The sequence below is a fragment of the Mesorhizobium sp. L103C105A0 genome, from assembly GCF_000502215.1.
Taxonomy (GTDB): Bacteria; Pseudomonadota; Alphaproteobacteria; order Rhizobiales; family Rhizobiaceae; genus Mesorhizobium.
In genome coordinates, this window is the sequence record NZ_AYXF01000007.1 from 181,712 (window position 1) to 205,731 (window position 24,020).

At 64.1% G+C, this 24,020-nt stretch carries 27 protein-coding genes and 1 pseudogene; 13 read left to right on the forward strand and 15 right to left on the reverse strand.

The features are described 5' to 3' along the window. The first annotated feature begins 87 nt into the window (after positions 1 to 87). From X727_RS144250 to X727_RS01000000164945, 5 genes and pseudogenes are all read left to right on the forward strand, one after another. Positions 88 to 1,038 (forward strand): type II CAAX endopeptidase family protein, encoded by a 951-nt coding sequence (locus X727_RS144250; RefSeq protein ID WP_023702592.1) that lies wholly within the window; start codon positions 88 to 90, stop codon positions 1,036 to 1,038. 382 nt (positions 1,039 to 1,420) lie between these two features. Continuing rightward, positions 1,421 to 3,007, forward strand: coding sequence for a signal recognition particle protein (gene ffh, locus X727_RS144245; RefSeq protein ID WP_023834709.1), 1,587 nt, complete (start codon positions 1,421 to 1,423; stop codon positions 3,005 to 3,007). A 7-nt stretch (positions 3,008 to 3,014) separates the two neighbouring features. Further along, positions 3,015 to 3,341 (forward strand): chorismate mutase, encoded by a 327-nt coding sequence (locus X727_RS144240; protein WP_023671706.1) that lies wholly within the window; start codon positions 3,015 to 3,017, stop codon positions 3,339 to 3,341. 104 nt (positions 3,342 to 3,445) lie between these two features. Then, positions 3,446 to 3,847, forward strand: coding sequence for a 30S ribosomal protein S16 (gene rpsP / locus X727_RS144235; protein WP_023671705.1), 402 nt, complete (start codon positions 3,446 to 3,448; stop codon positions 3,845 to 3,847). 87 nt (positions 3,848 to 3,934) lie between these two features. Next, a pseudogene (locus X727_RS01000000164945) lies at positions 3,935 to 4,779 on the forward strand (acyl-CoA thioester hydrolase/BAAT C-terminal domain-containing protein). 87 nt (positions 4,780 to 4,866) lie between these two features. Here X727_RS01000000164945 and X727_RS144230 read toward each other — a convergent pair. The 3 genes from X727_RS144230 to X727_RS144220 all read right to left on the reverse strand — a co-directional run bounded on the left by X727_RS144230 (position 4,867) and on the right by X727_RS144220 (position 6,235). Next, a complete protein-coding gene (locus X727_RS144230; RefSeq protein ID WP_023834710.1) occupies positions 4,867 to 5,130 on the reverse strand; it encodes a YMGG-like glycine zipper-containing protein in 264 nt (87 codons plus the stop codon). 152 nt (positions 5,131 to 5,282) lie between these two features. After that, positions 5,283 to 5,810 carry an SRPBCC family protein gene (locus tag X727_RS144225; protein WP_023805919.1) on the reverse strand — a complete coding sequence of 176 codons (528 nt, stop codon included), beginning with the start codon at positions 5,808 to 5,810 and terminating at the stop codon, positions 5,283 to 5,285. A 14-nt stretch (positions 5,811 to 5,824) separates the two neighbouring features. After that, positions 5,825 to 6,235, reverse strand: coding sequence for a DoxX family protein (locus X727_RS144220; RefSeq protein WP_023687655.1), 411 nt, complete (start codon positions 6,233 to 6,235; stop codon positions 5,825 to 5,827). A gap of 356 nt (positions 6,236 to 6,591) precedes the next feature. Here X727_RS144220 and X727_RS144215 point away from each other — a divergent pair, with 356 nt between their 5' ends. Next, a complete protein-coding gene (locus X727_RS144215) occupies positions 6,592 to 6,993 on the forward strand; it encodes an ACT domain-containing protein (RefSeq protein ID WP_023814781.1) in 402 nt (133 codons plus the stop codon). On the opposite strand, the gene X727_RS144210 is transcribed toward X727_RS144215, so the two are convergent. The 3 genes from X727_RS144210 to X727_RS1000000169640 all read right to left on the reverse strand — a co-directional run bounded on the left by X727_RS144210 (position 6,909) and on the right by X727_RS1000000169640 (position 8,896). Then, positions 6,909 to 7,448 carry a GNAT family N-acetyltransferase gene (locus X727_RS144210; protein WP_023814782.1) on the reverse strand — a complete coding sequence of 180 codons (540 nt, stop codon included), beginning with the start codon at positions 7,446 to 7,448 and terminating at the stop codon, positions 6,909 to 6,911. The genes X727_RS144215 and X727_RS144210 overlap by 85 nt on opposite strands. A 180-nt stretch (positions 7,449 to 7,628) precedes the next feature. After that, entirely contained in the window at positions 7,629 to 8,663 is a 1,035-nt protein-coding gene (locus X727_RS144205) for an aspartate-semialdehyde dehydrogenase (protein WP_023671698.1), read from the reverse strand. A gap of 107 nt (positions 8,664 to 8,770) precedes the next feature. Further along, positions 8,771 to 8,896: a hypothetical protein gene (locus tag X727_RS1000000169640; protein WP_023671697.1), complete on the reverse strand. Its 126-nt coding sequence runs from the start codon at positions 8,894 to 8,896 to the stop codon at positions 8,771 to 8,773. A 190-nt stretch (positions 8,897 to 9,086) separates the two neighbouring features. Between X727_RS1000000169640 and X727_RS144200 the strand changes: the two genes are divergently transcribed. The 5 genes from X727_RS144200 (at position 9,087) to X727_RS144190 (ending at position 13,044) form a co-directional block, all read left to right on the forward strand. Next, entirely contained in the window at positions 9,087 to 10,928 is a 1,842-nt protein-coding gene (locus X727_RS144200) for a DEAD/DEAH box helicase (protein WP_023828756.1), read from the forward strand. A gap of 324 nt (positions 10,929 to 11,252) precedes the next feature. After that, positions 11,253 to 11,975, forward strand: coding sequence for a DUF805 domain-containing protein (locus X727_RS144195; protein WP_023683826.1), 723 nt, complete (start codon positions 11,253 to 11,255; stop codon positions 11,973 to 11,975). Positions 11,976 to 12,168: 193 nt separating this feature from the next. Next, positions 12,169 to 12,435: a hypothetical protein gene (locus tag X727_RS1000000169125; RefSeq protein ID WP_023683825.1), complete on the forward strand. Its 267-nt coding sequence runs from the start codon at positions 12,169 to 12,171 to the stop codon at positions 12,433 to 12,435. 23 nt (positions 12,436 to 12,458) lie between these two features. Next, positions 12,459 to 12,596 carry a hypothetical protein gene (locus X727_RS1000000169130; protein ID WP_023683824.1) on the forward strand — a complete coding sequence of 46 codons (138 nt, stop codon included), beginning with the start codon at positions 12,459 to 12,461 and terminating at the stop codon, positions 12,594 to 12,596. 70 nt (positions 12,597 to 12,666) lie between these two features. After that, positions 12,667 to 13,044 carry a MarR family transcriptional regulator gene (locus X727_RS144190; protein WP_023683823.1) on the forward strand — a complete coding sequence of 126 codons (378 nt, stop codon included), beginning with the start codon at positions 12,667 to 12,669 and terminating at the stop codon, positions 13,042 to 13,044. A gap of 8 nt (positions 13,045 to 13,052) precedes the next feature. On the opposite strand, the gene leuB is transcribed toward X727_RS144190, so the two are convergent. From leuB to leuD, 5 genes are all read right to left on the reverse strand, one after another. Further along, the gene (leuB, locus tag X727_RS144185) at positions 13,053 to 14,156 is read right to left on the reverse strand and encodes a 3-isopropylmalate dehydrogenase (RefSeq protein ID WP_023683822.1); all 1,104 of its coding nucleotides are present in this window, start codon (positions 14,154 to 14,156) and stop codon (positions 13,053 to 13,055) included. Positions 14,157 to 14,305: 149 nt separating this feature from the next. Further along, complete coding sequence (locus tag X727_RS144180; RefSeq protein WP_023683821.1) at positions 14,306 to 14,656, reverse strand: VOC family protein; 351 nt, start codon at positions 14,654 to 14,656, stop codon at positions 14,306 to 14,308. Positions 14,657 to 14,668: 12 nt separating this feature from the next. Next, positions 14,669 to 15,052 (reverse strand): RidA family protein, encoded by a 384-nt coding sequence (locus X727_RS144175; protein ID WP_023683820.1) that lies wholly within the window; start codon positions 15,050 to 15,052, stop codon positions 14,669 to 14,671. Between the two features lie 308 nt (positions 15,053 to 15,360). Next, positions 15,361 to 16,284 carry a hypothetical protein gene (locus X727_RS144170; RefSeq protein ID WP_023834711.1) on the reverse strand — a complete coding sequence of 308 codons (924 nt, stop codon included), beginning with the start codon at positions 16,282 to 16,284 and terminating at the stop codon, positions 15,361 to 15,363. Between the two features lie 64 nt (positions 16,285 to 16,348). Next, positions 16,349 to 16,954 (reverse strand): 3-isopropylmalate dehydratase small subunit, encoded by a 606-nt coding sequence (gene leuD / locus X727_RS144165; protein WP_023694556.1) that lies wholly within the window; start codon positions 16,952 to 16,954, stop codon positions 16,349 to 16,351. Positions 16,955 to 17,116: 162 nt separating this feature from the next. Between leuD and X727_RS144160 the strand changes: the two genes are divergently transcribed. Together X727_RS144160 and X727_RS01000000164955 are read left to right on the forward strand one after the other, a co-directional pair. Then, the gene (locus X727_RS144160) at positions 17,117 to 17,542 is read left to right on the forward strand and encodes a GNAT family N-acetyltransferase (RefSeq protein ID WP_023834712.1); all 426 of its coding nucleotides are present in this window, start codon (positions 17,117 to 17,119) and stop codon (positions 17,540 to 17,542) included. Between the two features lie 260 nt (positions 17,543 to 17,802). After that, the gene (locus X727_RS01000000164955; RefSeq protein WP_348524532.1) at positions 17,803 to 18,417 is read left to right on the forward strand and encodes a DUF72 domain-containing protein; all 615 of its coding nucleotides are present in this window, start codon (positions 17,803 to 17,805) and stop codon (positions 18,415 to 18,417) included. 209 nt (positions 18,418 to 18,626) lie between these two features. Here the strand turns inward: X727_RS01000000164955 and X727_RS144155 are convergent, their stop codons facing one another. Genes X727_RS144155 through X727_RS144140 form a run of 4 tightly spaced genes read right to left on the reverse strand, consistent with a single transcriptional unit; the run spans position 18,627 to position 23,651 of the window. Beyond that, the gene (locus tag X727_RS144155) at positions 18,627 to 19,793 is read right to left on the reverse strand and encodes an FAD-binding oxidoreductase (RefSeq protein ID WP_023834713.1); all 1,167 of its coding nucleotides are present in this window, start codon (positions 19,791 to 19,793) and stop codon (positions 18,627 to 18,629) included. Between the two features lie 30 nt (positions 19,794 to 19,823). Next, the gene (locus X727_RS144150) at positions 19,824 to 21,419 is read right to left on the reverse strand and encodes a HAMP domain-containing sensor histidine kinase (protein WP_023746475.1); all 1,596 of its coding nucleotides are present in this window, start codon (positions 21,417 to 21,419) and stop codon (positions 19,824 to 19,826) included. Beyond that, positions 21,407 to 22,102 (reverse strand): response regulator transcription factor, encoded by a 696-nt coding sequence (locus X727_RS144145; protein ID WP_023746474.1) that lies wholly within the window; start codon positions 22,100 to 22,102, stop codon positions 21,407 to 21,409. Before X727_RS144145 ends, X727_RS144150 begins: the two co-directional genes overlap by 13 nt. Positions 22,103 to 22,106: 4 nt before the next feature. Beyond that, positions 22,107 to 23,651, reverse strand: a complete 1,545-nt coding sequence (locus X727_RS144140) for a DUF4173 domain-containing protein (protein ID WP_023746473.1) — start codon at positions 23,649 to 23,651, stop codon at positions 22,107 to 22,109. Between the last annotated feature and the right edge of the window lie 369 nt (positions 23,652 to 24,020).

A 24,020-nucleotide genomic window follows, 5' to 3' on the forward strand; every position in this document is an offset into this window, starting at 1 on the left:
CAAAAGGGTCGCTGAACAGCAGCAATTGCGCGAGAGCCGACGATCCCCTAGATCATGCGACCCGATGCGTTCGGCAGAGGAACTCGCGTGATATCAGATCCAGCCGCCTTCGAGCGCTATAGCAACACGGCCACCGAAAAGACGAACCTGCCGCGGCTGATAATTGGAACGGCAGTCGTCGTCCTGTTCTGGGTGGCGATCACCCTGGTTGTGGTGCTTGGCGGCACCTATGTCGCGATCGTCTGGCATGTATTGCCGGACGATCCGCGCGGGCCGCTTCAGGGCTTTCTGGCCTCGCCCATCGGCATACTCACCGCACTCACCTCGTTTACCGGCATCTGGCTCGGCCTCTGGCTTGCCATGCGTTTCGTCCATGGCGAGCCGCTCTCGGCGCTTTTCGGCGCCAGTCGCCGCGTGTCCTTGTCGGGCTTCCTCAAGGGCCTGGTCGCGGTGCTGATCACATCGGCGCTTTCCGAAATCCTGCTCTACTGGCTACAGCCCGAAATCGCCCGCGGCACGATCAACCTGTCGACCTGGCTGCTGTTCCTGCTCCCGATCGTGGCGCTGACCCTGCTGCAGACCTCGTCCGAGGAGATGCTGTTTCGCGGCTATCTGCTGCGCGGCCTGGCCAGGCGCTTCGAGAGCCCTTACGTGTGGGCGCTATTGCCCGCTTTGCTGTTCACCTCCTTGCATTGGAGCCCGGGCTCGACCCCCGCCATCAACGCCTGCGTGCTGGCCTCGATCGCCGCCTTCGCCTTGCTGTTGACGCTGGTGGTTTATGTCACCGGCAATCTCGGCGCCGCCTTCGGCGCCCATCTCGGCAACAATCTCACCGGCTTCCTGCTGATCTCGCATCAGGAGAACTACAATTCCTTCGCCCTGTTCAACGCCAAGCCGCTGGAAGGTCCGGACTGGACGACGACGGATGCCGTCATCATCGCCGCCATCGGTATCGTCTGCACCTTGCTGACGATCCTGCTGCTTCTGCACCCGCGCTCGCCGCTGAAGGTTACGGCCGACCCTCGGGATGCAGGGTGAACTAAACAGGGACCGATCCAGAGACCGGGAAGCCGCCCTTGTCTTGACTCTTCGGCCGATTTCCTGTCTACAGCCCCGAAATCCGCGACGAGTATCCCTCCGAGCAAGCCGACCAGGACGCCAAAACCTTTTGAGGTGGGTGCTGTAAACAGATCCTGGAGGCCAACACCCGGCAGCGCTGAGCGCCCCCGGGTGCTTTTTGGTTTTGAGCTTTGCTTGGATGAGCGGCGCGAACGCACTACCTCTCGGGCACCATCGGGGTGCCTGAGAAAAGGAAACGGAATGTTTGAATCGCTGCAGGAGCGCACAAGAGGCGTGGAGGGCCATCGGCCCGACAGGGATCACCATGAATCCAAGGCGCTCTCGCGCGGCGGGTTGACCAATGTTTGAATCACTTCAGGAGCGCCTTGGCTCCATCCTGAACGGCCTGACAGGCCGCGGCGCGCTGTCGGAGGCTGATGTCTCGGCGGCGTTGCGCGAGGTGCGCCGTGCGCTGCTCGAAGCCGACGTTGCGCTGGAAGTGGTGCGTTCCTTCACCGACAAGGTGCGCGAGAAGGCCGTCGGCGCCGCCGTCGTCAAGTCGATCAAGCCCGGACAGATGGTCGTCAAGATCGTCCATGACGAGTTGGTCGACATGCTCGGCGCCGAGGGCGTCGCCATCGACCTCAATGCGCCGGCGCCGGTCGTCATCATGATGGTCGGCCTGCAGGGCTCCGGCAAGACGACGACCTCCGCCAAGATCGCCAAGCGCCTGACCGAGCGCCAGAACAAGAAGGTTCTGATGGCCTCGCTCGACACGCGGCGGCCCGCGGCGCAAGAGCAGCTGCGCCAGCTCGGCGAGCAGGTCAAAGTCGCGACCCTGCCTGTCATTGCGGGCCAGAACCCGGTCGACATCGCCAGGCGCGCCGTCCAGGCAGCCAAGCTCGGCGGTCATGACGTCGTCATCCTCGACACCGCCGGCCGCACCCATATCGATGAGCCGCTGATGGTGGAGATGGCCGACATCAAGAAGGTGTCGAGCCCGCACGAAATCCTGCTGGTCGCGGATTCGCTGACCGGCCAGGACGCCGTCAACCTTGCCAAAAGCTTCGATGAGCGCGTCGGCATCACCGGCCTGGTGCTGACTCGCATGGACGGCGACGGCCGTGGCGGTGCCGCGCTTTCGATGCGCGCCGTCACCGGCAAGCCGATCAAGCTGATCGGCACCGGCGAAAAGATGGACGGGCTGGAGGAATTCCACCCCAAGCGTATTGCAGACCGCATCCTTGGCATGGGCGACATCGTCTCGCTGGTCGAAAAGGCCGCCGAACACATCGACGCCGAGCAGGCGGCGGCGATGGCCAAGAAGATGCAGTCGGGCAAGTTCGACCTGAACGACCTTGCCGGCCAGCTTCAGCAAATGTCGAAAATGGGCGGCATGGGCGGCATCATGGGCATGATGCCCGGCATGGGCAAAATGAAGGACCAGATGGCCGCCGCCGGCCTCGACGACAAGATGTTCGGCCGCCAGCTCGCCATCATCTCGTCGATGACCAAGGCCGAGCGCGCCAATCCGGACATGCTGAAACATTCGCGCAAGAAGCGCATCGCCGCCGGCTCAGGCACGGATGCGGCCGAGATCAACAAGCTCTTGAAAATGCATCGCGGCATGGCCGACATGATGAAGGCGATGGGCGGCAAGGGCAAAGGCGGCGGCCTGATGCGCGGCATGATGGGCGGCCTTGCCTCCAAGATGGGCCTCGGCGGCATGATGCCGGGTGGCCCCGGCGGCATGATGGGTGGCGGCATGCCCGACCTCTCCAAGATGGATCCCAAGCAGCTCGAAGCCTTGCAGAAGCAGATGCCCGGTCTTGGCGGCATGAAGGGCCGGCCCGCCCCGAGCGGCGGTGGCCTGCCCGGTCTGCCCGGCGGCATGAAGCTTCCCGGCCTTGGCGGCGGTGGTCTGCCCGGCCTCGGAAAGAAGAAGTGAGGACGCTATGAACGAAGAAAAAGACATGGCCGACGCACGCACCATCCTGGCCGGCTATCGCGCCTCGATCGACAACATCGACGCCGCCCTCATTCATATGCTGGCCGAGCGCTTCCGCTGCACCAAGGCGGTCGGCGTGCTCAAGGCCGAGCATGGCCTGCCGCCCGCCGACCCGGCGCGCGAGCAGGAGCAGATCACCCGCCTTCGCCAGCTGGCGAAGGACGCTCATCTCGACCCCGATTTCGCGGAAAAATTCCTCAACTTCGTCGTCCGCGAAGTGATCCGCCATCACGAGCAGATCGCCGCGTCCAACGGCGCAAGCAAAACCGGCTAACAAAGTGCATGTCGCCCAAAAGTGCGCAGCGGTTTTGGGACAACGACCTGCACCAGACAAAGCCATTAACCCAACACTGAAATCAGAAATTTAGGAGAAATGAAATGCCCTTGAAGATCAGACTGGCCCGTGCGGGCTCGAAGAAGCGCCCTTACTACCACGTCGTCATTGCCGACGCCCGTTCGCCGCGCGACGGCCGGTTCATCGAGTCGATCGGCTCGTGGAACCCGCTGCTGCCCAAGGACGGCGAGCGCGTCAAGGTCGACGCCGACCGCGTCAAGCATTGGCTGTCGCACGGCGCTCAGCCGACCGACCGCGTGCTGCGCTTCCTCGATGAGGCCGGCCTCCTCAAGCGCGAAGCCCGCTCCAACCCGAAGAAGGCCGAGCCCGGCAAGAAGGCGCAGGAACGCGCCTCTCTGCTGAAGAAGGCCCAGGAAGACGCTGCCGCCGCCGTTGCCGCCGCTGCTGCAGCCCCGGCCGAAGCGGAAGCCGCCACCGCCGAATAAGCATCGCGTCATCGCATCGACAAAACGGCGGGCCTGTGCCCGCCGTTTTGCTAATGTGCGGCGATGTCATATGCGTTCGAACGAAAGATGACTGAGCGGACCGTCACGGAAGAGACCCTTTTCGGCGGCGTAGCCGGAACGCTGTTGCGATGCGCCGGCGCCACGACAGGCGTCGTCGTGCTCAGCGGATCGAGCGGCCGCATCGACGTCACCCGCGCCCGGCTCTTTGCCAAGGAAGGAGCATCCGCTCTCGCGCTGCAATGGTTTGGCGGCGAAGGTCAGGTGCCCGGCATTTGCGAGATCCCGCTCGAAACGTTTTTCGCGGCGACCGACTATCTTGTCCAGATGGGATGCCGGCGCATCGTCTATGTCGGGACCTCGAAAGGCGCCGAGGCCTCCCTGCTTGCGGCGGCTCACGATCCACGCATCGGCCTCGTGGTTGCGATCAGCCCGACATCGGTGGTCTGGGGCAATATCGGGCCGGGCCGCGACGGCGTCAGCTGGCCGGAACGATCGTCGTGGACGCTCGAGGGATTCCGTTGCCGTTTGTCCCAAGCAATCCCGCTTGGAACGCTGAGTATGTCCATGGTCTGGTGTCCTACCGGGGGCTCTTCCTACGTGCCTTGCAAACCTTCAAGGACGCAGCGGCCAAGGCTGCCATTCCCGCCGAAGCTATTTCAGCCGACATTGTTCTGGTTGCGGGCGGCGACGACGCGCTATGGCCATCGCTGGATTTTGCCCAGTCGATCGTTCGGCGTCGCCAGGACACCGCAATGACCACCTGCCTCGTCTCAGTGCCCGACGCCGGCCACCGCATTCTGCTGCCGGGCGAAATCACGCCGCGCTCGAGGCTGCATGCCCATGGCGGCAATGACGACGCCGACACGCGCCTGGGCCGCCTGGCTTGGGAGCATATCCGGGGATTGCTGTAGCGCAGGCAGCCATGGTCCAGCTGCCTTGGGCAACAGCGAAACCGGCGATCTATAGCCGCCGGTTTCCGATGTTGGACCTGGCTGTGTTCAATAACCGTCGGGGCATCTGGCGATGTAGGTGCGCCCGTTGCGGCCGCGGTAGCGACATTGACCGCTTTCGCTGGCACGGCCGATCAGCGCGCCGGCCACGGCGCCGACGGCGCCGCCGACGACGGCGCCCTGAACCGGATCATTTGCCACAGCTGCGCCAACCGCCGCGCCGCCGAGGCCGCCGACCGCGGCACCCTTTTCGGTTTGCGAGCACGCACCCAGTGCGGTCGCCAGTACCAGAATGATCATCGCTTTTTTCATTGTCGTTCCTCTCTCACGCGGATCGCCGTCCTCGCCGCCACGGCTCTAACTCCCAGACAGCTGATTTGATCCCGAAGACGTGAGAGATCCCGGTGCGCGTGCCTGTCACATTCGTAACGACCGCCGCCGAGCTTGTTGAAATGCAGGACGTTTTACCTTTCAGTGGCCTTCTTCAGATTGGCGAGGCCAGCCTCGAAATCCTTGCCGATCAGCGTATCGAAATTCATGAAGAGGCCCAAAAGCTTGGCAATGAAGGGCCGGCTGCCGCGCATTGCCCAGGTGACTGCGGTGGTGTCGCCCGAGGGCTTCAGGGTGAAGTCGACGCTGTTGTTGGCCCGGAACGGCTTCTCGAAGTCGAGCTTCAGCGACACCAGCGAGGATGGCACGGAATTGACGATCTCCATGCGTCCCTTGCCGGCCTTGGCATTGCCTTCCCAGGCGTAGGCGGCGCCCTTGCCGGCATCAGCGCCCGACAGCGTGCGCTTCATCTCGGGGTCGAGCTTTTCGTAGGGTGACCACTCCGGCCAGTGCTTGAAATTGTTGATCAGCGGAAAGATCGCTTCCGGCGCGGCCTTGATGCTGGCGGTGCGGGCGGTGACGAAATCATTCGACCTCGTCGCCGCATAGATGAGCACGGCGACGATGATGACGACCAGGATGATGAGAATGGTGCTGAGCATGTTTTTCTCCTCGCTTAACGGCTGAACGGGATCAGGGCGCGCACGCTTGGGTCGCGCAGATAGAGACCGCCCCACAGGATGATGCCGAGATAGACGCTAAACAGCGTGTGCGAAAACAACGGGCTGCCGACGCGCATGTTTGTGGCGATGGCGCCGCCGAGATAGCCGGTGAGCAGGATGGCGCCGAGCACCGAGGTGCGGGGCAGCGCATAGAGCGCGGTCGAGATCAGCCCGATAATGCCGAGCGTGCGCGCGACATTGACATCGGCCGGCCAGCCGAGCGGCACCATGGTCTGGGTGACGACATCGAGCGGCGGCAGCTTGATGACGCCGTCGAAGATCATGAACAGGATGATGAGGCCGCTGAGCACGCGGCCGGTCCACAGGGCGCCCGACGAGACGGGCATGGTTTGAGAAATACTCACGGTGTTCCCTCCTAAGCGGTTCGAGCCGTTTGCTGGCTTCGGACCAAGGACGAGCGATGGGGCGGCGATCCTACAGGGTGCGGATTCTTTTTGGGTAGCAGCAAGCAAAAGCCGCTGCGTGGCGATCCTTCACACCCCCCTCTGGCCCGCCGGCCATCTCCCCCGCAAGGGGGGAGATTACACGCTCGACCGCTTCGGCAATGTTCCATGAATGAGCGGAGCATCGAAACCGCCGATCTCCCTCCTTGCGGGGGAGATGCCCGGCAGGGCAGAGGGGGGTGCTGTCCCTCGACCTTGACGGACTATCGACATCCACCAGTCACGGCTATTGTTAGGGCTGGGCGAGAGACGAGCGAATGGCCGGCGAGACTGATCTGAAAAAGCTGCTGGCGGCGATGACGCCGGAACTGCTTCCCGGCATCCATGTCTTCGCCACCCTGGTCCCCGGTGCACCGGTTCCCGAGACGCTCAATCCGGTGATGCTGTTTCGCGAGAAGGAGGGCACGACGCTGATCTTGCCCGAAGACCAGGCCGCCGGGCTGCAGTCCGCCTTCCGCTGCCGCATGATCACCCTGAACGTCCACTCCTCGCTGGAAGCCGTCGGCTTCCTCGCCGCCATCACCGCCCGGCTGGCCGCCGCCGGCATGGGCGTCAATCCGGTCTCTGCTTTCTATCATGACCATCTGTTCGTGCCCGCTGAGCGGGCCGAGGAAGCGATGGAGTTATTGCGCCAACTGGCCAAGGATAACGCCGGCTGAATATCAAGCCGACGCACGTAGAGAATATCCGGCAGGCCTTCTTCGTTGGTGGTGCCCGCGCCGAACGCCTCGGGGCGAAAGCCATGGCGCTCGTAGAAGCGACGCGCGCCGGTGTTGCCCTGGAAGCAATGCAGTTTAACGATCCGTAGCGCGGCGGTCGCTTGCACCAGCAGCCGGCTGCCGATGCCTTGCCCAATCCAGGCGGGGTCGAGATAGAGCTGTTCCACCCAATCGCCGCTCAGGGCAATGAAGCCGACAATGCCGGTGCCGGCCTCGGCGACCGTCACCTGCTGCCGGGACAGCACGATCTCGCGGATGAAGGCAAGATCCTCATCCGGCGTGTGGATGACCGGCATCCAGGAGAACGAGCCAAGTGCGGCCCGCATGACAATGGCGATGGTCGCGGCATCCAAAGCCGTGGCGGGTCGCAGCACGATTTTGGTGGGATCGTTCAAAGGCGTTTCTCAACAGAGGTCAGCGCTGCCCTCATCCCCCTGCCGGGACCTTCTCCCCGTGAACGGGGAGAAGGAAGGCTTCGGCCGAAGGCCGAGCCCGCGACTGCGGGCCGCCGGCTTTCCGGCGCCCCCGCGGAGGGCCCGCCGCGGCAGCGGCGATACGGCCCGTGAGCGAATAAACTATGCCGCCTTCTTCTTCGGCTGGATCAGGCCGCGCTCGACCAGAAGCTCGGCGATCTGCACCGCGTTGAGCGCCGCGCCCTTGCGCAGATTGTCGGAGACGATCCACATCGACAGGCCGTTGTCGATGGTCGAATCCTCGCGGATGCGCGAGATGAAGGTGGCGTCCTCGCCGGCCGATTCCAGCGGCGTGATGTAGCCGCCATCCTCGCGCTTGTCCAAGACCTGGCAGCCCGGCGCTTCGCGCAGGATATCGCGCGCCTCGTCGGCGGTGATCGGCTTTTCGAACTCGATGTTGACGGCTTCGGAATGGCCGATGAACACCGGCACGCGCACACAGGTCGCCGTCAGCTTGATCTTGGGGTCGAGCATCTTCTTGGTCTCGGCGACCATCTTCCACTCTTCCTTGGTCGAGCCGTCGTCGAGGAAGACGTCGATATGCGGAATGACGTTGAAGGCGATGCGCTTGGTGAACTTCTTGACCTCGACGCCATCGGCGACGAACACCGCGCGGGTCTGTGTAAAGAGTTCGTCCATGCCTTCCTTGCCGGCGCCGGATACCGATTGATAGGTGGCGACGACGACGCGCTTGATGGTGGCGACATCGTGCAGCGGCTTCAGCGCCACGACCAGCTGCGCCGTCGAGCAGTTCGGATTGGCGATGATGTTCTTGCGGGTGAACAGCGAGATCGCATCCGGGTTCACTTCCGGCACGATCAGCGGCACGTCCTGATCATAGCGGAAGGCCGACGAGTTATCGATGACGACGCAGCCCTGCTTGCCGATCTTCGGCGACCACTCCTTCGAGACGTTGCCGCCGGCCGACATGATGCAGATGTCGGTGTCGGAAAAATCATACTGGTCGAGCGTCTTGACCTTCAGCGAACGGTCGCCGAACGACACTTCGGTGCCCTGGCTGCGCCGCGAGGCCAGCGCCACGACTTCGCTTACCGGAAAGCCGCGCTCTTCCAGTATGTTGAGCATTTCGCGACCCACATTGCCCGTGGCGCCGACTACCGCAACCTTGAAACTCATCAGAAATCTCCTGTCCCTCTCCGCTTGGTTTTTGGAGAAAACCCGCCGGCCAATGCGGGTTCCGTCCCCCGGGCCGGACCCGGGAGAGGGTGGTTAGGCCAAGGGAATCACACCGTGGTGGTGGTTTTTTTGGCCATGGTTTTGCTGGAACGGTAAGACGCGCCGACGCGCCCGGCCCCATGATTGTGGCCGGGGAAGTCGAAGGCAAGAAGAGCCATCAGAAGGCCGCGCATCGAAAATGATCCCGTTCGATGCCGGCTTTTACGCGGTTTGCGTCAGGAGTCAATTGCGGCCAGGCACACGCCTGCCCTGTACAATAGCGGCCGCAAGAAGTACGAACGCCCAAATAGTGTTTGGCTGGCGTGCGTCAGCCCCGGCATGTGCTCCATGATGAGCCCAGACCCTGAATTCCGAAAGAGTGAGATGTCCAATTTCGAAGCTATTGTTCCTGCGCTGGCAGAAGCGCTGGAAAAACGCGGCTATACCGAGCTGACGCCAGTGCAGAAGGCCGTGCTGGAGCTCGGCGAGTCCGACGCTCTGGTGTCGGCGCAGACCGGCTCAGGCAAGACCGTCGCCTTCGGCCTCGCTTTGGCGCCGACCCTTCTTGGAAGCGCCGAACGTTTTGACCAGGCTGGCGCACCGCTGGCGCTGGCCGTGGCGCCGACGCGCGAGCTCGCTCTGCAGGTGATGCGCGAATTGCAATGGCTCTACGCGCCGACCGGCGCCACCGTCGCGTCCTGCGTCGGCGGCATGGACATGCGCTCCGAACGGCGCGTGCTGGAGCGCGGCGCCCACATCGTCGTCGGCACGCCCGGCCGCCTGCGCGACCACATCACCCGCAACTCCCTCGACATGTCGGCGCTGAAAGCCGTGGTGCTGGACGAGGCCGACGAGATGCTCGACCTGGGCTTTCGCGAGGACCTCGAATTCATCCTCGATGCCGCACCGGCTCAGCGCCGCACGCTGATGTTTTCGGCCACCGTGCCGCGCTCGATCGCCACGCTGGCGCAAGGCTATCAGCGCGACGCCGTACGCATCTCGGCCGGCGGCGAGGAAAAGCAGCATCTCGATATCGAATACCGGGCGCTGAATGTCGCCTATCCCGACCGCGAGAACGCCATCATCAACGTGCTGCGCTTTTACGAGGCGAAGAACGCGCTGGTGTTCTGCAACACCCGCGCCGCCGTCAATCATCTGACGGCACGCTTCAACAACCGCAATTTTTCCGTCGTCGCATTGTCGGGCGAGCTCAGCCAGAACGAACGCACCCACGCGCTGCAGGCGATGCGCGACGGACGCGCCAAAGTCTGCATCGCCACGGATGTCGCCGCGCGCGGCATCGACCTGCCCAATCTCGAACTGGTCATCCATGCCGATCTGCCGACCAATCCCGAAACGCTGCTGCATCGCAGCGGCCGTACCGGCCGCGCCGGCCGCAAGGGTGTCAGCGCGCTGATCGTGCCCAACGGCGCCCGCAAGCGCACCGAGCGCCTGCTGCAGAATGCAGGGCTGAAGGCGACATGGGCGAGCCCGCCCTCGGCCGACGACGTGATCAAGCGCGATGACGAGCGCATCCTTGCCGATCCAGTCTTCGACGAGCCGGTAGCCGAGGACGAGCGCGGTTTCGTCGACACGCTTCTGGCCAGGCATGGCGCCGAACAGATTGCGGCCGCCTTCGTGCGCCAATGCCGCGCCAGCCGCTCGGCGCCCGAGGAGCTTACGGATGTCGCACCGTTCACGCCTTCGCGTGACAAACCGGCGGGCGAAAAATTCGAGCGCCGCGATGAAGCGCCAAGCCGGCGCGACGACTTCGGCGACAGTGTCTGGTTCTCGCTGTCGATCGGGCGCAAGCAAAATGCCGAGCCGCGCTGGCTGATCCCGATGCTGTGCCGCACCGGCAACATCTCCAAGCGCGAGATCGGCTCCATCAAGATGCAGCAGGATGAGACCTACGTGCAGATCGCGGCCGACTGGGCCGATCGCTTCCTCGCCGCCGTCGGCCCCGACAAGAAATTGCAGGGCAACATTGCGGTGAAGCGCCTGGACGGCACGCCCGACCTGTCGCGGGCCGGCTACCAGGCGCCGAAGCCCGACAAGAAGCCGCATCGCGGCAAGCGCCCGTTCGAGGCGCCGCAAAGCGCACACAAGCCGAAATTCGAGAAGCGGGAACGGCCCCCCGGCGATGCAAAGCCTTGGGCCGGGAAACCGAAATTCGACAAGGCTGGACCGCCGAAGAACAAGAAACCGAAGAAGCGGCCGGTTTGAGGCTCTTATCGGCCAATTACAGATGCAGGCGCTGCCCCTCATTGCCCTGCCGGGCGTTTCTCCCCGTATAGTGACGGGGAGAAAGGGCTGACCGCAGCCTTGGCGCTCTCTTGCAACGTTGGCGATTGGCGGAATCGTCGATAACAGCGACCCCTCTCCCCGCCACTATACGGGGAGAGGATGCCGGCAGGCAGGTGAGGGGCAGCGCCAACGCACCGGAAAATAAAGCAACTCATGCCTGAACCGTTCGCCCTCCATTTCGTCCACCCCCTTGCAGTCCGCCGCAACTTTGAACAGTCTGTGCCTGCACGGGGGCGAGGCTAAATGCGCGGCGAAGTTCTTCACTATGACGAGGCCCAGGGTTTCGGCTTCATCACCGGGGCGGACGGCAACCGCTACACCTTCGCGCGCGAGGATCTGCGCCGTGATACCGTGATCGCGAACGGCGCTGTGGTCGAGTTTCTGCCGGCAAGCGGTCAGGCGCGCGACGTTTTTTCAATCCGCGCCCAGCCCGCCAGTCCCGCCACCGCTGCGCCAGCGGCAAGCGCCGCGCCGCCCAAGGCGGCTGCCGCTTCAGCCGCCCCACAGCATTTCGGCCGCCTGGCGGAAGACGGCGCGGTTCGCGATAGCGGACTGCCGGGTTATTTCTGGCGAGGCGTGACGCGCAACTACATCAACTTCGCCGAACGCGCCCGCCGCAAGGAATTCTGGGGCTACTGCCTGTTCTGGACCGTCAGCTTCATCCTGGTCGGAATTGCCGGCGCCCTCGCCGACCAGGCCGTCGGCAATTTCGATGCCGGCAACTGGCCGATTGTGATGATCGGCGTCTGGGGGCTGTTTTGGCTAGCGACGTTCCTGCCCTGGGTCGGGCTCGTCGTGCGCCGCTTGCACGACATCGGCCTGACCGGCTGGCTGGCAATACCTTACTTCGCAATCACCTTCATGTTCGCTCCGGCTACGCTGATCCTCGCGCTGATACTCGGATTGATCCCGACCCAGGCCCACGAAAACCAGTGGGGGCCGGTGCCTGGAGGAGGCGGAGCCTAGACCCGCGCCAAGAAATGAGCAGCCGGCTGTTTGCGGACAGCCGTGCTATAACAATGGCTTAGGTCGCAGCCGGGAAGGCAGCTGCTGTTTTGACCGGACGAACGAAATATTTCTCTTGCCATTTAGTCTGTGCACAGACAATCTGTGCAATCATCAAATCGACGATCGAAAACGGATGATGGAGCCAAGACAAATGTGGACCAACGAGTACACCGCAATTTCCCCCCTTTCGGCGCAGGCCATCTGGAACGCGCTCAAGGCGCTGCACGAAGGCCGCCTCACCTACGAAGGCTCCGATACCTTCGTGCTGCACGGCCCGTTCGCCAAGGGCACCCGCGTCTCTGTAACGCCCGTCGGGCAGGACACCTTCGAATCGACGATCGTCGACCTCGTCGACGCTGTAACCTATGCCGACGAGACCTCTTCGGCGACACGAAACTGCTGTTCAGGCATACGCTGACGCCGGTCGAGGGTGGCACTCAAGTGACTCATCGCCTCGAGATTTCCGGCCCATCGGCCGCCGAGGTCGGACCAGAGCTCGGGCCGCAGATCAGCGGCGATTTCGACACTTCGATGGCTAAACTGTTCGAGCAGGCAATGGTGTTGGCGAACGGTGGCTGATCAAGGGGATCTGAACACGCGCTTCAGCGGACCATCCGAGAGCCCCGGCTTGCTGCTCTGGCGAACCACCATGCGCTGGCAGCGCGTCATGACGGCGGCGCTGGCCCCGCTTGACCTTACCCATGTCCAGTTCGTGCTGCTGGCTTCGGCGATGTGGCTCGGCCGCTATGGCGAGCCGCCCAACCAGGTCCAACTCGCCGCGCAGGCCGGCACCGAGGTGAAGATGACGTCGGACGTCGTCGCCCGGCTTGAGGCAAAGGGACTGATTGTGCGGGACACCGACCCGCGGGATTCCCGCGCCAAGGTGATCCGCGTCTCCACGACGGGGACGGCCGCAGTCCAGCGCGCTATCGTCGCCGTCGAAGCCGCCGACGCTGCTTTTTTCTCAACCGTGGATGAGGCGCAACTCGTCGGCCTGCTGAAACGGCTGGCCGGCGAGATCCGCTGAGTCGGCCGCTAAGCCAGGAACTTGGCGATGATGGCATCGCCCATTGCGACAGTGCCGACTTCGGTCATGCCCTCGGACAAAATATCCTTCGTCCGGAGCCCGTCGTCGAGCACGGCGGCTATTGCGCCTTCGAGCTTGTCGGCCTCATCGACCATGCCGAAGGAATATCGCATGCACATGGCAAACGACGCGATCATGGCGATCGGGTTGGCGATGCCCTGTCCGGCAATGTCGGGCGCCGAGCCATGCACCGGCTCGTACAGCGCCTTGCGCTTCCTGGTCTTCACATCGGGCGCGCCGAGCGAGGCCGACGGCAGCATGCCGATCGATCCGGTCAGCATGGCGGCGATGTCGGACAGCATGTCGCCGAACAGATTGTCGGTGACGATGACGTCGAACTGCTTTGGCCAGCGCACCAACTGCATGCCGCCGGCATCGGCCAGCATGTGGTCGAGCTTGACGTCGGCATAGCGAGTCTTCTGGGTCTGGGTGACGACCTCGTTCCACAGCACGCCGGATTTCATGACGTTGCGCTTTTCCATCGATGTCACGTGGTTCTTGCGCGTGCGCGCCAGCTCGAAGGCGACGCCTGAAATCCGCTCGATCTCGAACGTGTCGTAGACCTGCGTGTCGATCCCGCGCTTCTGGCCGTTGCCGAGATCGATGATCTGCTTCGGCTCGCCGAAATAGACGCCGCCGGTAAGCTCGCGCACGATCAATATGTCGAGGCCCTCGACGACTTCCTGCTTCAGCGAGGACGACGCGGCCAGCGCCGGATAGCAGATGGCGGGCCGGAGATTGGCGAACAGCTCCATATCCTTGCGCAGCCGTAGCAACCCGGCCTCGGGACGCACCTCGTAAGGCACCTTGTCCCATTTCGGCCCGCCGACGGCGCCGAACAGCACGGCGTCCGCAGCCATCGCCTTTGCCATGTCGGCATCCGAAATCGCCGCGCCATGCGCGTCGTAGGCACAGCCGCCGACCAAGCCTTCATCAGTGGCAAAACCGCTGCCGAGCTTTGCGTTCATGGCCGCGATCAGCTTCTTCACCTCGGCCATCGCCTCGGGGCCGATGCCGTCGCCGGCGAGCAGGAGAAGATTTTTCGAAGCCATGGAGAACCGTCCCAACACTGTTTGGAGAAACCGCGGCCTTGCTAAACGCCAAGAGCTTGCGGCGCAAGGGGATGAAGAACGCTACGACGGCGCCCGCGTCTCAAGACCTGGGTTCCTCGCCGTGGCCAGAGGCGGGGGAGAGGAACAAATCACTTGTGCGACAAAATATTCACCAACCGGCCGAACGGATCGCGCACATAAAACCGCCGTACGCCCCAGGGTTCGTCGGCGGGACCATACTCGATGGCAAAGCCGGCGGCCTTCATGCGTTGCAGCGCCGCATCGACATCGTCGACCTCGATGGAGAGGTCCGGCACCGGCGTGCCGGAGCCGCCCTGGGCCATGAAGCTGATCTGCACCTGCATCCGTGCGTCGGAGCCTAAGGTGACGATCCAGCCCTGATCCATCAGCACATCGAGGCCAAGCACGTCCTGATAGAAGCGTTTCGCCGCTGCCGCGTCTGGTGTCCCGATATTCGCCACGATGCGCCGGACCGTCATGGCTTTGCCTCCTCAAGCCGTACGCCGCAGCGCCGTGACTTCGATCTCGATCTTCATTTCCGGCTTGTTGAGCTGGCACACGATCATCGTCGCCGCCGGCCTGATCTCGCCGAAAGCCTCGCCGAGGATGGGGAAGACGACGTCCACGATGGCCCGGTCTGTGATGTAGTAATGCGCCCGCACCACATCGGCCATGTCGAAGCCGCCATCCCTCAGCGCCTCCGCGATTGTCGCCAGGCAATTGCGCGTCTGCGCCTCCACCGTTTCCGGCATGGTCATCGTCGCATAGTCATAGCCGGTCGTTCCCGACACGAAGCACCAGTCGCCCTGCACCACCGCGCGCGAATAGCCGGCGGTTTTTTCGAAGGGCGAACCGGTGGAGATGAGTGTGCGCATGGAGCCTCGCTGTGGTTTCGGACACTTTTGCAGGGAAAGGGCCGGCCGGGCCATGGGCCAAGTCAGGTGCAAATCTTGGTCGTCGGCGGGACAGCACCCCCCTCTGGCCTGCCGGCCATCTCCCCCTCAAGGGGGGAGATTAGCAGTTCGGACGCCTTTCTCGCTTTCCACATTTGCGATTGGCGAAAGCCAGAGTGACGTCTGATCTCCCCCCTTGAGCGGGAGATGCCCGGCAGGGCAGAGGGGGGTGTGACGGATCGCGACGGAACAAGCATGAACACCGAGTGTTGGCCGCGCTGCCGCGAACTCTAGTTCCCCGACTCCTGCGCCTTGTCCATTGCTTCCTTCACATCCGCAGGCCAGGTCTTCACGTCAGGCCACGCCTGCGGCTCGCCATTGTCGCCGCGCCGGGCGAAGTAGAGCGTGTGCTTGGCCGGGTCGACCGCCATGAAACCGTCATTGCTGCCGCATGCGTGCGGCACGCAGCCGGTGGCGTAGAAGGCGCCCGACGCCGTCTTTTCGGTGCCGCCGCCGACCAGCAGGCTGGTCGCCATGTCGGGCATGGTGTCGCCGAGTAGCGTCTGCGCCGCCTTGTAGACGGCCTCATTGTGGAAGGCGTCGATGATGTTCTGGTATTTGGCCGGATCGACGTCCTTCCAGTCCGTACCCGGCTCCGGCGCGTAGGTCAGGTCGCCCGAGATCGTCAGCCCGTCGCTGGGCGACCATTGCAGCGCTTGCTTCGTATCGCCCGGCAACAGATACGGCACGAAATAGATGGCGTTGTCGGCCACCGCCGCCGGTGGCGCCCCGCATTCGTCCTGTTCGACCTTGAGGCTTTGTATCTCGCCGCCTTCCGGCTTCCAGACGATGACCTTGGCCGGGCCGCACTGGTTGCCGCCGTCGCCGACATCGACCAGCGCCACGTCGACGCCGCCGACCTTGACTGTTCTGTCGAAGAACACGTCATAATTGCTGGCCAGCTGCTTGCCGTCATAGGCCAGCACCTTCTCGCCATCCTGCTCCGGCTGGGTGATGGTCAGCTGCCCGCCCTCGAACGGGACCGGCCCCTGGCTGTCATCGTCCGCCAGGGCCGCATTGTTCGACGCGCCCGGATCGGCGGCGGACGGATCTTCTGCCGGCACGAGTATCTTGTCGGTCTGTGCTTGCGCGCCGGCCACCGGCATCAGCATCCACGCCAGCGCGCAGGCGCCGGCAAGAAGAAAACGTGTCATGACTGTCCCCTCCGTTCAGCCGCCACGAACCCGGCTTTGTGGCGGCCGGGCCATCTCGTACCACTCAGGCCCAAGGACGCTCGGCAGCGTTCTTCTTCTCGAACGAGGCGATGGCGCCGGCCTTCTCCATGGTCAGGCCGATATCGTCGAGACCGTTCAGCAGGCAGTGGCGCTTGAAGTCGTCGAGGTCGAAGGTGACCACGCCGCCGTCGGGGCCGCGGATTTCCTTGGCCTCGAGGTCGACCGACACCGTCGCATTGGAGCCGCGCGAGGCGTCGTCCATCAGCTTCTCCAGGTCTTCGGGGCTGACGGTGATCGGCAGGATTCCGTTCTTGAAGCAGTTGTTGTAGAAAATGTCGGCGAACGACGTCGAGATGACGCAGCGAATGCCGAAATCGAGCAGCGCCCACGGCGCGTGTTCGCGGCTCGAACCGCAGCCGAAATTGTCGCCGGCGACCAGGATCTGCGCCTTGCGGTAGGCTGGCTTGTTGAGCACGAAGTCGGGGTTTTCCGAGCCATCGTCCTTGTAGCGCATTTCGGCGAACAGGCCGCTGCCGAGCCCGGTGCGCTTGATCGTCTTGAGATAATCCTTGGGGATGATCATGTCGGTGTCGACATTGACGATCGGCATCGGTGCGGCGACGCCGGTGAGCTTGGTGAATTTTTCCATGGCTTTTGCCCGTTCTTGATCGAATTCGTTGCGTCAGGGTTTGCTGCGCCCGGTTTACACAAAGCCGCCGGCAAATAAAAGGCAACTGTTGGTGCGCGGCCCGATCGAAAGATCGGCGGCAAACGTCTTTAAAACCGGCCGCCGCTGGTGCACCTTGCGCCCATGACCACACAATCGAATATTATCTATGCCAGTGAGCCTGAGCTCGACGTCGCTGAATTCCGCCGCGTGCTGGTCGAATCCACGCTCGGCGAAACACGCCCCGTCGATGACGACGCCCGGCTGCAAGCGATGCTTTCAGGCGCGAACCTGGTGCTCACGGCGCGGCTCGACATCGAAGGCAGGCCGCTGATCGGCGTTATCAGGGCCATCACCGATTTTTCCTGGGTGTGCTACGTCTCAGAGCTCGCCGTGTCGCAATCGGCGCAAGGCGTCGGCATCGGCAAGGGCCTGATGGACGAGGCCCGCCGGCAGCTTGGGCCTTCGGTCGCCATCAGCCTGATCTCGATGCCCGACGCCGTCGGCTTCTATGAGCGTATTGGCATGACGCGAATGGCCGACGCGTTCTGGTTCTCCCGCGAGGGCTGACGAGCGTCGGGCGCAATTGCCGATCGGGTTGGGCAGTCAAGGCGGGGCAAGGTTCTCGGCAATCCGGAACGGTGTTCAGGACCCCGCGGAGCAACGCCTCCTTGTCGCCCTTGACCCGCGCTTCATCCGGTCCACATCCGCAGCATGGGAAATCGCCGATCTCTGATAGGCACCGCCGGATGGGGAATTCCGTCTCGATACAAGGCTGACTTCCGCAGCCCGGGTCGCATCTCGAACGTTACGCAAAATGCTTTCCGGTCGTGGAAATCGACACCTCCTTCTACAAACCGCACCGCCGCGAGACCTATGAGCGCTGGGCGCACGCCGTGCCGGAGCACTTCCGCTTCGCGGTCAAGGCACCGAAGAGCATGACCCATGAGCATCGCCTCGCCGATTGCGAGGGGCTGACAGAGGACTTTCTCGGGCAGGTCGAAGGTCTCGGCGAAAAGCTGAGCGTGCTTCTGGTGCAGCTGCCGCCAAGCCTGCCCTTCGAGCCGGAGGTCGCCGGCGGTTTCTTCGACATGTTGGGCAAGCGTATCCGGGCAAGGCTGGCATGCGAGCCGCGCCATCCCAGCTGGTTTGGCGCCGAGGCGGACGCACTGCTGGCCGGTCACCAGGTCGCACGGGTCGCCGCCGACCCGGCTTCGGTTCCGGAGGCAGCAGGGCCGGGTGGCTCGCCCGGCCTTGCCTATTTCCGCTGGCACGGCGCGCCGCGCATCTACTATTCGGGTTACAATGCCGAAACGCTCGACCGGTTTGCGCGGCAAGTGGAAGCAGCGGCCGCTTCCGGTGCCGAGGTCTGGGGCATTTTCGACAACACGGCCGCCGGGCATGCACTGGGCAACGCGATGGCTGTCAGTGCGATGGTTGCTTAGACGCTCGCGGGACAGCACCCCCCTCTGGCCTGCCGGCCATCTCCCCCGCAAGGGGGGAGATCAGATGCCGCGACCGCTTTCGCCAATCGCCGACGTTGCAAGAATGGCGCCTTCGCCGAAGCTGCCATCTCCCCCCTTGCGGGGGAGATGCCCGGCAGGGCAGAGGGGGGTGGGCGGGAACTCGACAGAGCGATCCTATTCCGCCCGCCTCAAATCACATTCAATTCCCGGAACGCCCTTCCTTCGGCCACTCTGGCGTACCCGAACGCCGAGCAATCCACGGTCCGATACCCGCCATGCACCAAAAGCTCCGCTAGCGCCTTGCCGACGGCCGGCGCCTGCTGCAGCCCATGCCCTGAGAACCCGTTGGCGAAGATGAAATTCTCGACCTCGGGATGCGGTCCGATGACCGCGTTCTGGTCGAGCGTGTTGTAGTCGTAATGGCCGGCCCAGGCGCGGGTCGGCTTGATTGCTTCGAAAGCCGGAATGCGGGTTGCCAGCACCGGCCAGATCATCTCTTCGAACAGCGCCCAGTCGACGTCGAAATCCCGGGGGTCGGCGGGGCCATCGCCCTCCTCCGGTTCGGCGCCGCCGGTGAGATAGACCGAGCCTTCAGGCCGGACATAGATGCCGGATGGGTCGACCAGCAGCGGCATGTCGACGTATTTTTCCCGCGCCTCGAAGACGAAAACGTTGCGCTTGCGCGGCTCGACGGGCAGCACGAGTCCCGCCATGCCGGCCACCTTGCCGGCATTCGGCCCGGCGGCGTTGACGACGATGCCGGCTTGCAGTCTTTCGCCATTGTCGAGGTCCACGCCGGTGGCGCGGTTGCCCTGCCTCTCAATGCCGGTGACATCGGCGGCGATGAAATCTATTTGTCTGTCACGCAATGCCTTGCGAAACAGCGTCAACATGGCATGAGCGTCGAACCAGCCCTCGCCGGTGCGGCCGAAGGCGCCGGCGCTGATGCCTTCGGTCGACAGCCAGGCAAAGCGCTTTGCCAGCTGGTCGGCATCCTCGAGCAGAATGTCGGCGCCCTCGGCGACCTGTGCTTGGTGGTTGGCTTTCAGGATCGGCAACCCGGCCTCGCCGGCCAGGATGAGATAGCCGCCTTCGCGAAAACCGATATCGGCGTCGGTGCCGAAGGTCTCCTTCAGCCGCCGGAACAGGTTTAGCGTGAACTGCGACAGCCGGATATTTTCCGGAATCGAGAATTGCTGACGGATCGAGGCCATGGACAGCGTCGTTGCCGCATGGGCGAATTGCGGGTCGCGTTCGATCAGCGCGATGGAGCCGGAAAAGCCTTCCTCGCGAAGGTAGTAGGCGACCGAGGAGCCGACGATGGCTCCGCCGATGATGACGATGTCGTAGCGCACGTTTTTCTCCGATCCGGCCGCCGGCATCCTTCATGCCCCCGGCACAATGATCTCGAAGCGCGTGCCGCGCCCGGAGTCAACCAGCGCGATCGTGCCATCATGCGCTTTCAGGAGGGCCAGCACTATGCCTAGGCCCATGCCGGTCCCGCCGGATTCGCGCCGCGTGGTGAAGAACGGCTCGAAAATGCGTGCCCTGTTGCTCGGCGAGATGCCGGCGCCGTCGTCGCTGACCGCAATGGTCACCTTGCCTTCGGCGCTGGCAGCCGCCAGCAAAACCTGGGTCGCGCCGTGCCTGGCGGAATTGTCGATCAGGTTGGCAAGCACGATCGCCGCATTCTCGGCCGATATGCGCAGACCAGTTTCGCCGCCCGTCTCGATGGTCACAGCCAGCCTGCCGTCCACCGGCAGCAATGCCAGCGCCGCATCGAGCGACGTGCTTTCGCCGCTCGGCGCCAGGTTTTCCGCGCGCGCCAGATCGAGCAGGCGCCGCACCAGCAGATTGAGCCTTCCGGCATCGTTGACGATGTTGCCGGAAAACCGCTTGCGCTCTGCCGCGTCCATCGCCTCGCCGGAATCGCGCAAGAGTTCGGCCGCGCCCTGGATCGCCGTCAGCGGCGATTTGAGCTCGTGCGAGACATGGGTGGCGAAAGTCTGGATCGAGTCGGAGCGCGCCTGCAGCTTTTCGGCCATGTCGAGGAAGGCGGCGGACAGCTCGGCCATTTCGCGCGTGCCGTGATGGTCGAGCGGCCGGATGGCGTCGCGGTCGCCGGCGGCGATGCGCCTCGTGCGCTCCATCAGCGCGTAGATCGGCCGGCTGACGGTGCGCAGGAAGACCAGCGCGATCAGCAGCGTGCCGAAGAGCATGGCGATGGCCGCCAGCGTCACCTTGCCGCGTTCGCCATAGAGATGCTTGACGATGTTGTTCGGCGTTCGAGACAGGTAGATCACGCCGGCGACATGGCCGTCGACCGCGATCGGCATGGCGACAAAGACGCGAACTTTCGTGCCGCGGCTGACCGAATAGAGGGGCGGTGGCGGCTGGTCGGGAATTCTTTGTCTCAACACGCTGGCGTAGTGGCCGGCAAGGGCGGTGCGCACCTCTTCGACATGGGCGAGCGACAGTCCGACCTCATCGCGCCCTGCAATGACAACGCCGCGCGGATCGAGCAGCCGGAAGCCGGCCAGCGTGGTTTTTTGCGTCGTGTCGAGAATGCCGGACAGGCTGGCGCCGATCGCCGCGAAGGCCGGATCGGTGGCGGCAGCGACGCCGGCGGGTCGGGTCGGCAGCAGGTAGTCGGAAGCGAGATCGAGACTTGGCTCGATCGGCTGGTACGGCGAATCCTCGCCGCGGCTGGCGTCGCCGCTGTCAGCCTGCATCGGCACCCCAAGCTTCTCCGGGGCAATGCCGGCGTCACTGATATTCTGCGCATAGATGGCGGCGATGACGGCGCCTTGCGCGATCAACTCGCCCTCGGTCTGGCGGATCAGCTGGTTTTCATAGAGCCGGAAGAAGAACAGGCCGACCAGCGGCAGCGCCAGCACCATGATGAGGATGGCGAGGACCACCGTGGCCAGCCTTGGCCGCCATTTGGTGCCGATCCACTTGGCGTCGCTCAGGCGCCGCATCGGCCAAGCCGGAAACCGACGCCATGCACGGTTTCGATGGCGTCGAGACAGCCTGCCGCCGCCAGCTTGGCGCGGATGTTGCGGATGTGGCTATCGACGGTACGGTCGGCGACATGGATGTTGGCGGCATAGGCGCTAGCGACCACCAGGTCGCGCCCCAGCACATGCGCCGGCCGCGCCAGAAATCCTTTCAGGATCGAGAATTCGATCGCCGTCAGCGCCAGCGCCTTGCCGTCGAAACTGGCGCCATGGCTGGCCGGCACCAGGCTGAGCTTGCCATGCGCAAAGTTCTTGTCATCGGCGGGGTCCGGCGCCACCGGGCGGGCGCGGCGCAGGATGACGTTGACGCGCGCCACCAGTTCGCGCGGGCTGAACGGTTTCGTCACGTAGTCGTCGCCGCCCATTTCGAGCCCGAGGATGCGGTCGATTTCCTCGTCGCGCGCGGACAGGAACAGAACCGGCACGTCGGAGCGCTGCCTCAGCCGCCGGCAGACTTCCAGCCCGTCCATCTCCGGCATGCCGATGTCGAGCACGACGAGGTCGGGCACGCGGCGCTCGATCGCCTGCAGGGCCGCGGCGCCGTCGGACACGGCCTGCGTCTTCATCCCGGCCTTTTCCAGCGCAAAGCAGATGATCTCGCGAATGTGCGGATCGTCGTCGGCGACCAGGATCTGATGCGGCATGGATCTAACGGTCCGGCACTGAAGGTTGCGAGGGCTGGGTAGGTGGAGGAAGCACGAGCGGACCTCTCTTGTCGAGAACCTGCAGGAGCCTCCAGCCGCGAAAGCTCCAGGCGCGCCACTGCTTCTGCTCGGCGATAGTGTCGTCGATCATCATTTGGTCGGCCAGACAGGTGGTTTGGTTTCCGAATTGGTGCATGTAGAGGCGGTCCAGCGCCGGCATGGCGGCAGCGCCGAGCGAGCGCAGATATTCGGTATCGATAGGCGTGCCGTCGCCGGTCATTTCAAGGGAATGGTCGACATTGAAATTGGCGATCATTGCGGCGAAGTTGATGAAGCAGCAGGCATAAAGCGTCGCCGATAACGTCGCAAGATTGGCGGAGAGCAGCCATTCGTTGGATTTTCCAAGCGCGATGCGGGCAATGATCAGTACAAGCCCTGACGCCACCAACCCCATCCAGACGAAAGCCGCGATGCGCCAGTAGGTCAGTGCATAGACGCCGATATAGAGATCGAGCCTGAGAATCGACGAAATGACCAGCACGATGTTCTGCGCCACCCAGGCATAGACCAGTCGGCGGATCAGCGGATCGCTTGACGTTTCGCTGCCCGGCCGCAGCGCCGCCAGCACGAAGCCGGCGGCCAGCAGCGCGGTGGCGATCAGCGGATAGGCGCCGCGATGCGCATAAGCGGCATAGCTCAACCCGTCGGGAAGGGCGACCCCGCCCCAGAGATAGGCGGCGTCGAGCCCGGTCTGCAGCGCAAACAGGGCATTGAAGACGATCAGCGCGCGCAAGATCGCGGCCTTGCCGAAGACGACGGCCTCGATCGTCGTGGCGGATTTTGTCGCGGCCGGTGCGGCCACGGCTGCAGGCGGCGCCAAAGGTGGAAGGCGGCGTGGGGGTCGGCGCAGCAAGCGCGGCAGGCGAGGCCGCAGGAAAGCCCAGACGCCGGCGAGCACGAACAGCCAGAAGACGATCCGCGCCAGCTGGATGAGATCGAGCAGCTTCATCAGGTCGATCAGCGACAGCCAGTATTCGATGACTGGATTGGCGGTGCCGAACAACAGCAGGAACACCGCGCCCAGCGTCACCGGCATGACCCAGACGATGATGGACGCCAGGTGGATGCGGCGGCCGCCAAGCCGGCGCACCGTGCGGCGCCATTGGAAAAAGTCACGGATAAGGCGCAGCGGCGCCGCCAGGAGGAACAGCGCGACCTGGCCGGCAATGCGGGCGATGCCGTGCCGCAGCCGCCCGGACAGGGACAGCGCAAACACCACCAGCGCCACGACAGCTATCGCCACCGACAGCGGGCTGACGTTCTCGGCCAGCGGCAGCAGCGCGACCAACAAAGCGGCCGGCTTGAGCCAGGGTCGGGTGGAATTCAGTGCGGCAGGATGCACAGCGACCACCGCGCCGGCGATCAGGATGGCAAACAGCAGCACCGTGATCCCGGCGGGCTGGCCGTAAAAGAAAAAATCCGCCAGCGCCACGAGCAGGACGGCGATGCCGAAACGGCGGCAAAAGGTCGGGGAAAGGGACTGCGTCATGCTCGGACTTTCCTGATGGGCTGGATCCGGCCGACGGGCGGATGTCTGGGGGTAAAAGGGAGCAGGCTTGCCTCCAGGCAAAGGCCGGCCTCCGTGCGAGGCGGATCGACCAGCCACCAGCTTTCGCTGCTGAGACGATAGGGCAGGGACCAACGGTTTCGCTGTTGCATGCCGCTGTTGTGGTGGCTGCGCATGGATACGGCAGGGCGCAGCGGAGGAGGTTTTCCGCAGAGATGTGCAGTTTTCGTGCAGGACCTGCGCTTACGGCGGGTTGTCCAGCCGATAGATGGGTAACACTTTGAACCGGATACATAGGTGACACTTCTCTCCCCCTATGCGTCCGCCGCAGCGCCAAGCGGATTGGTTGGC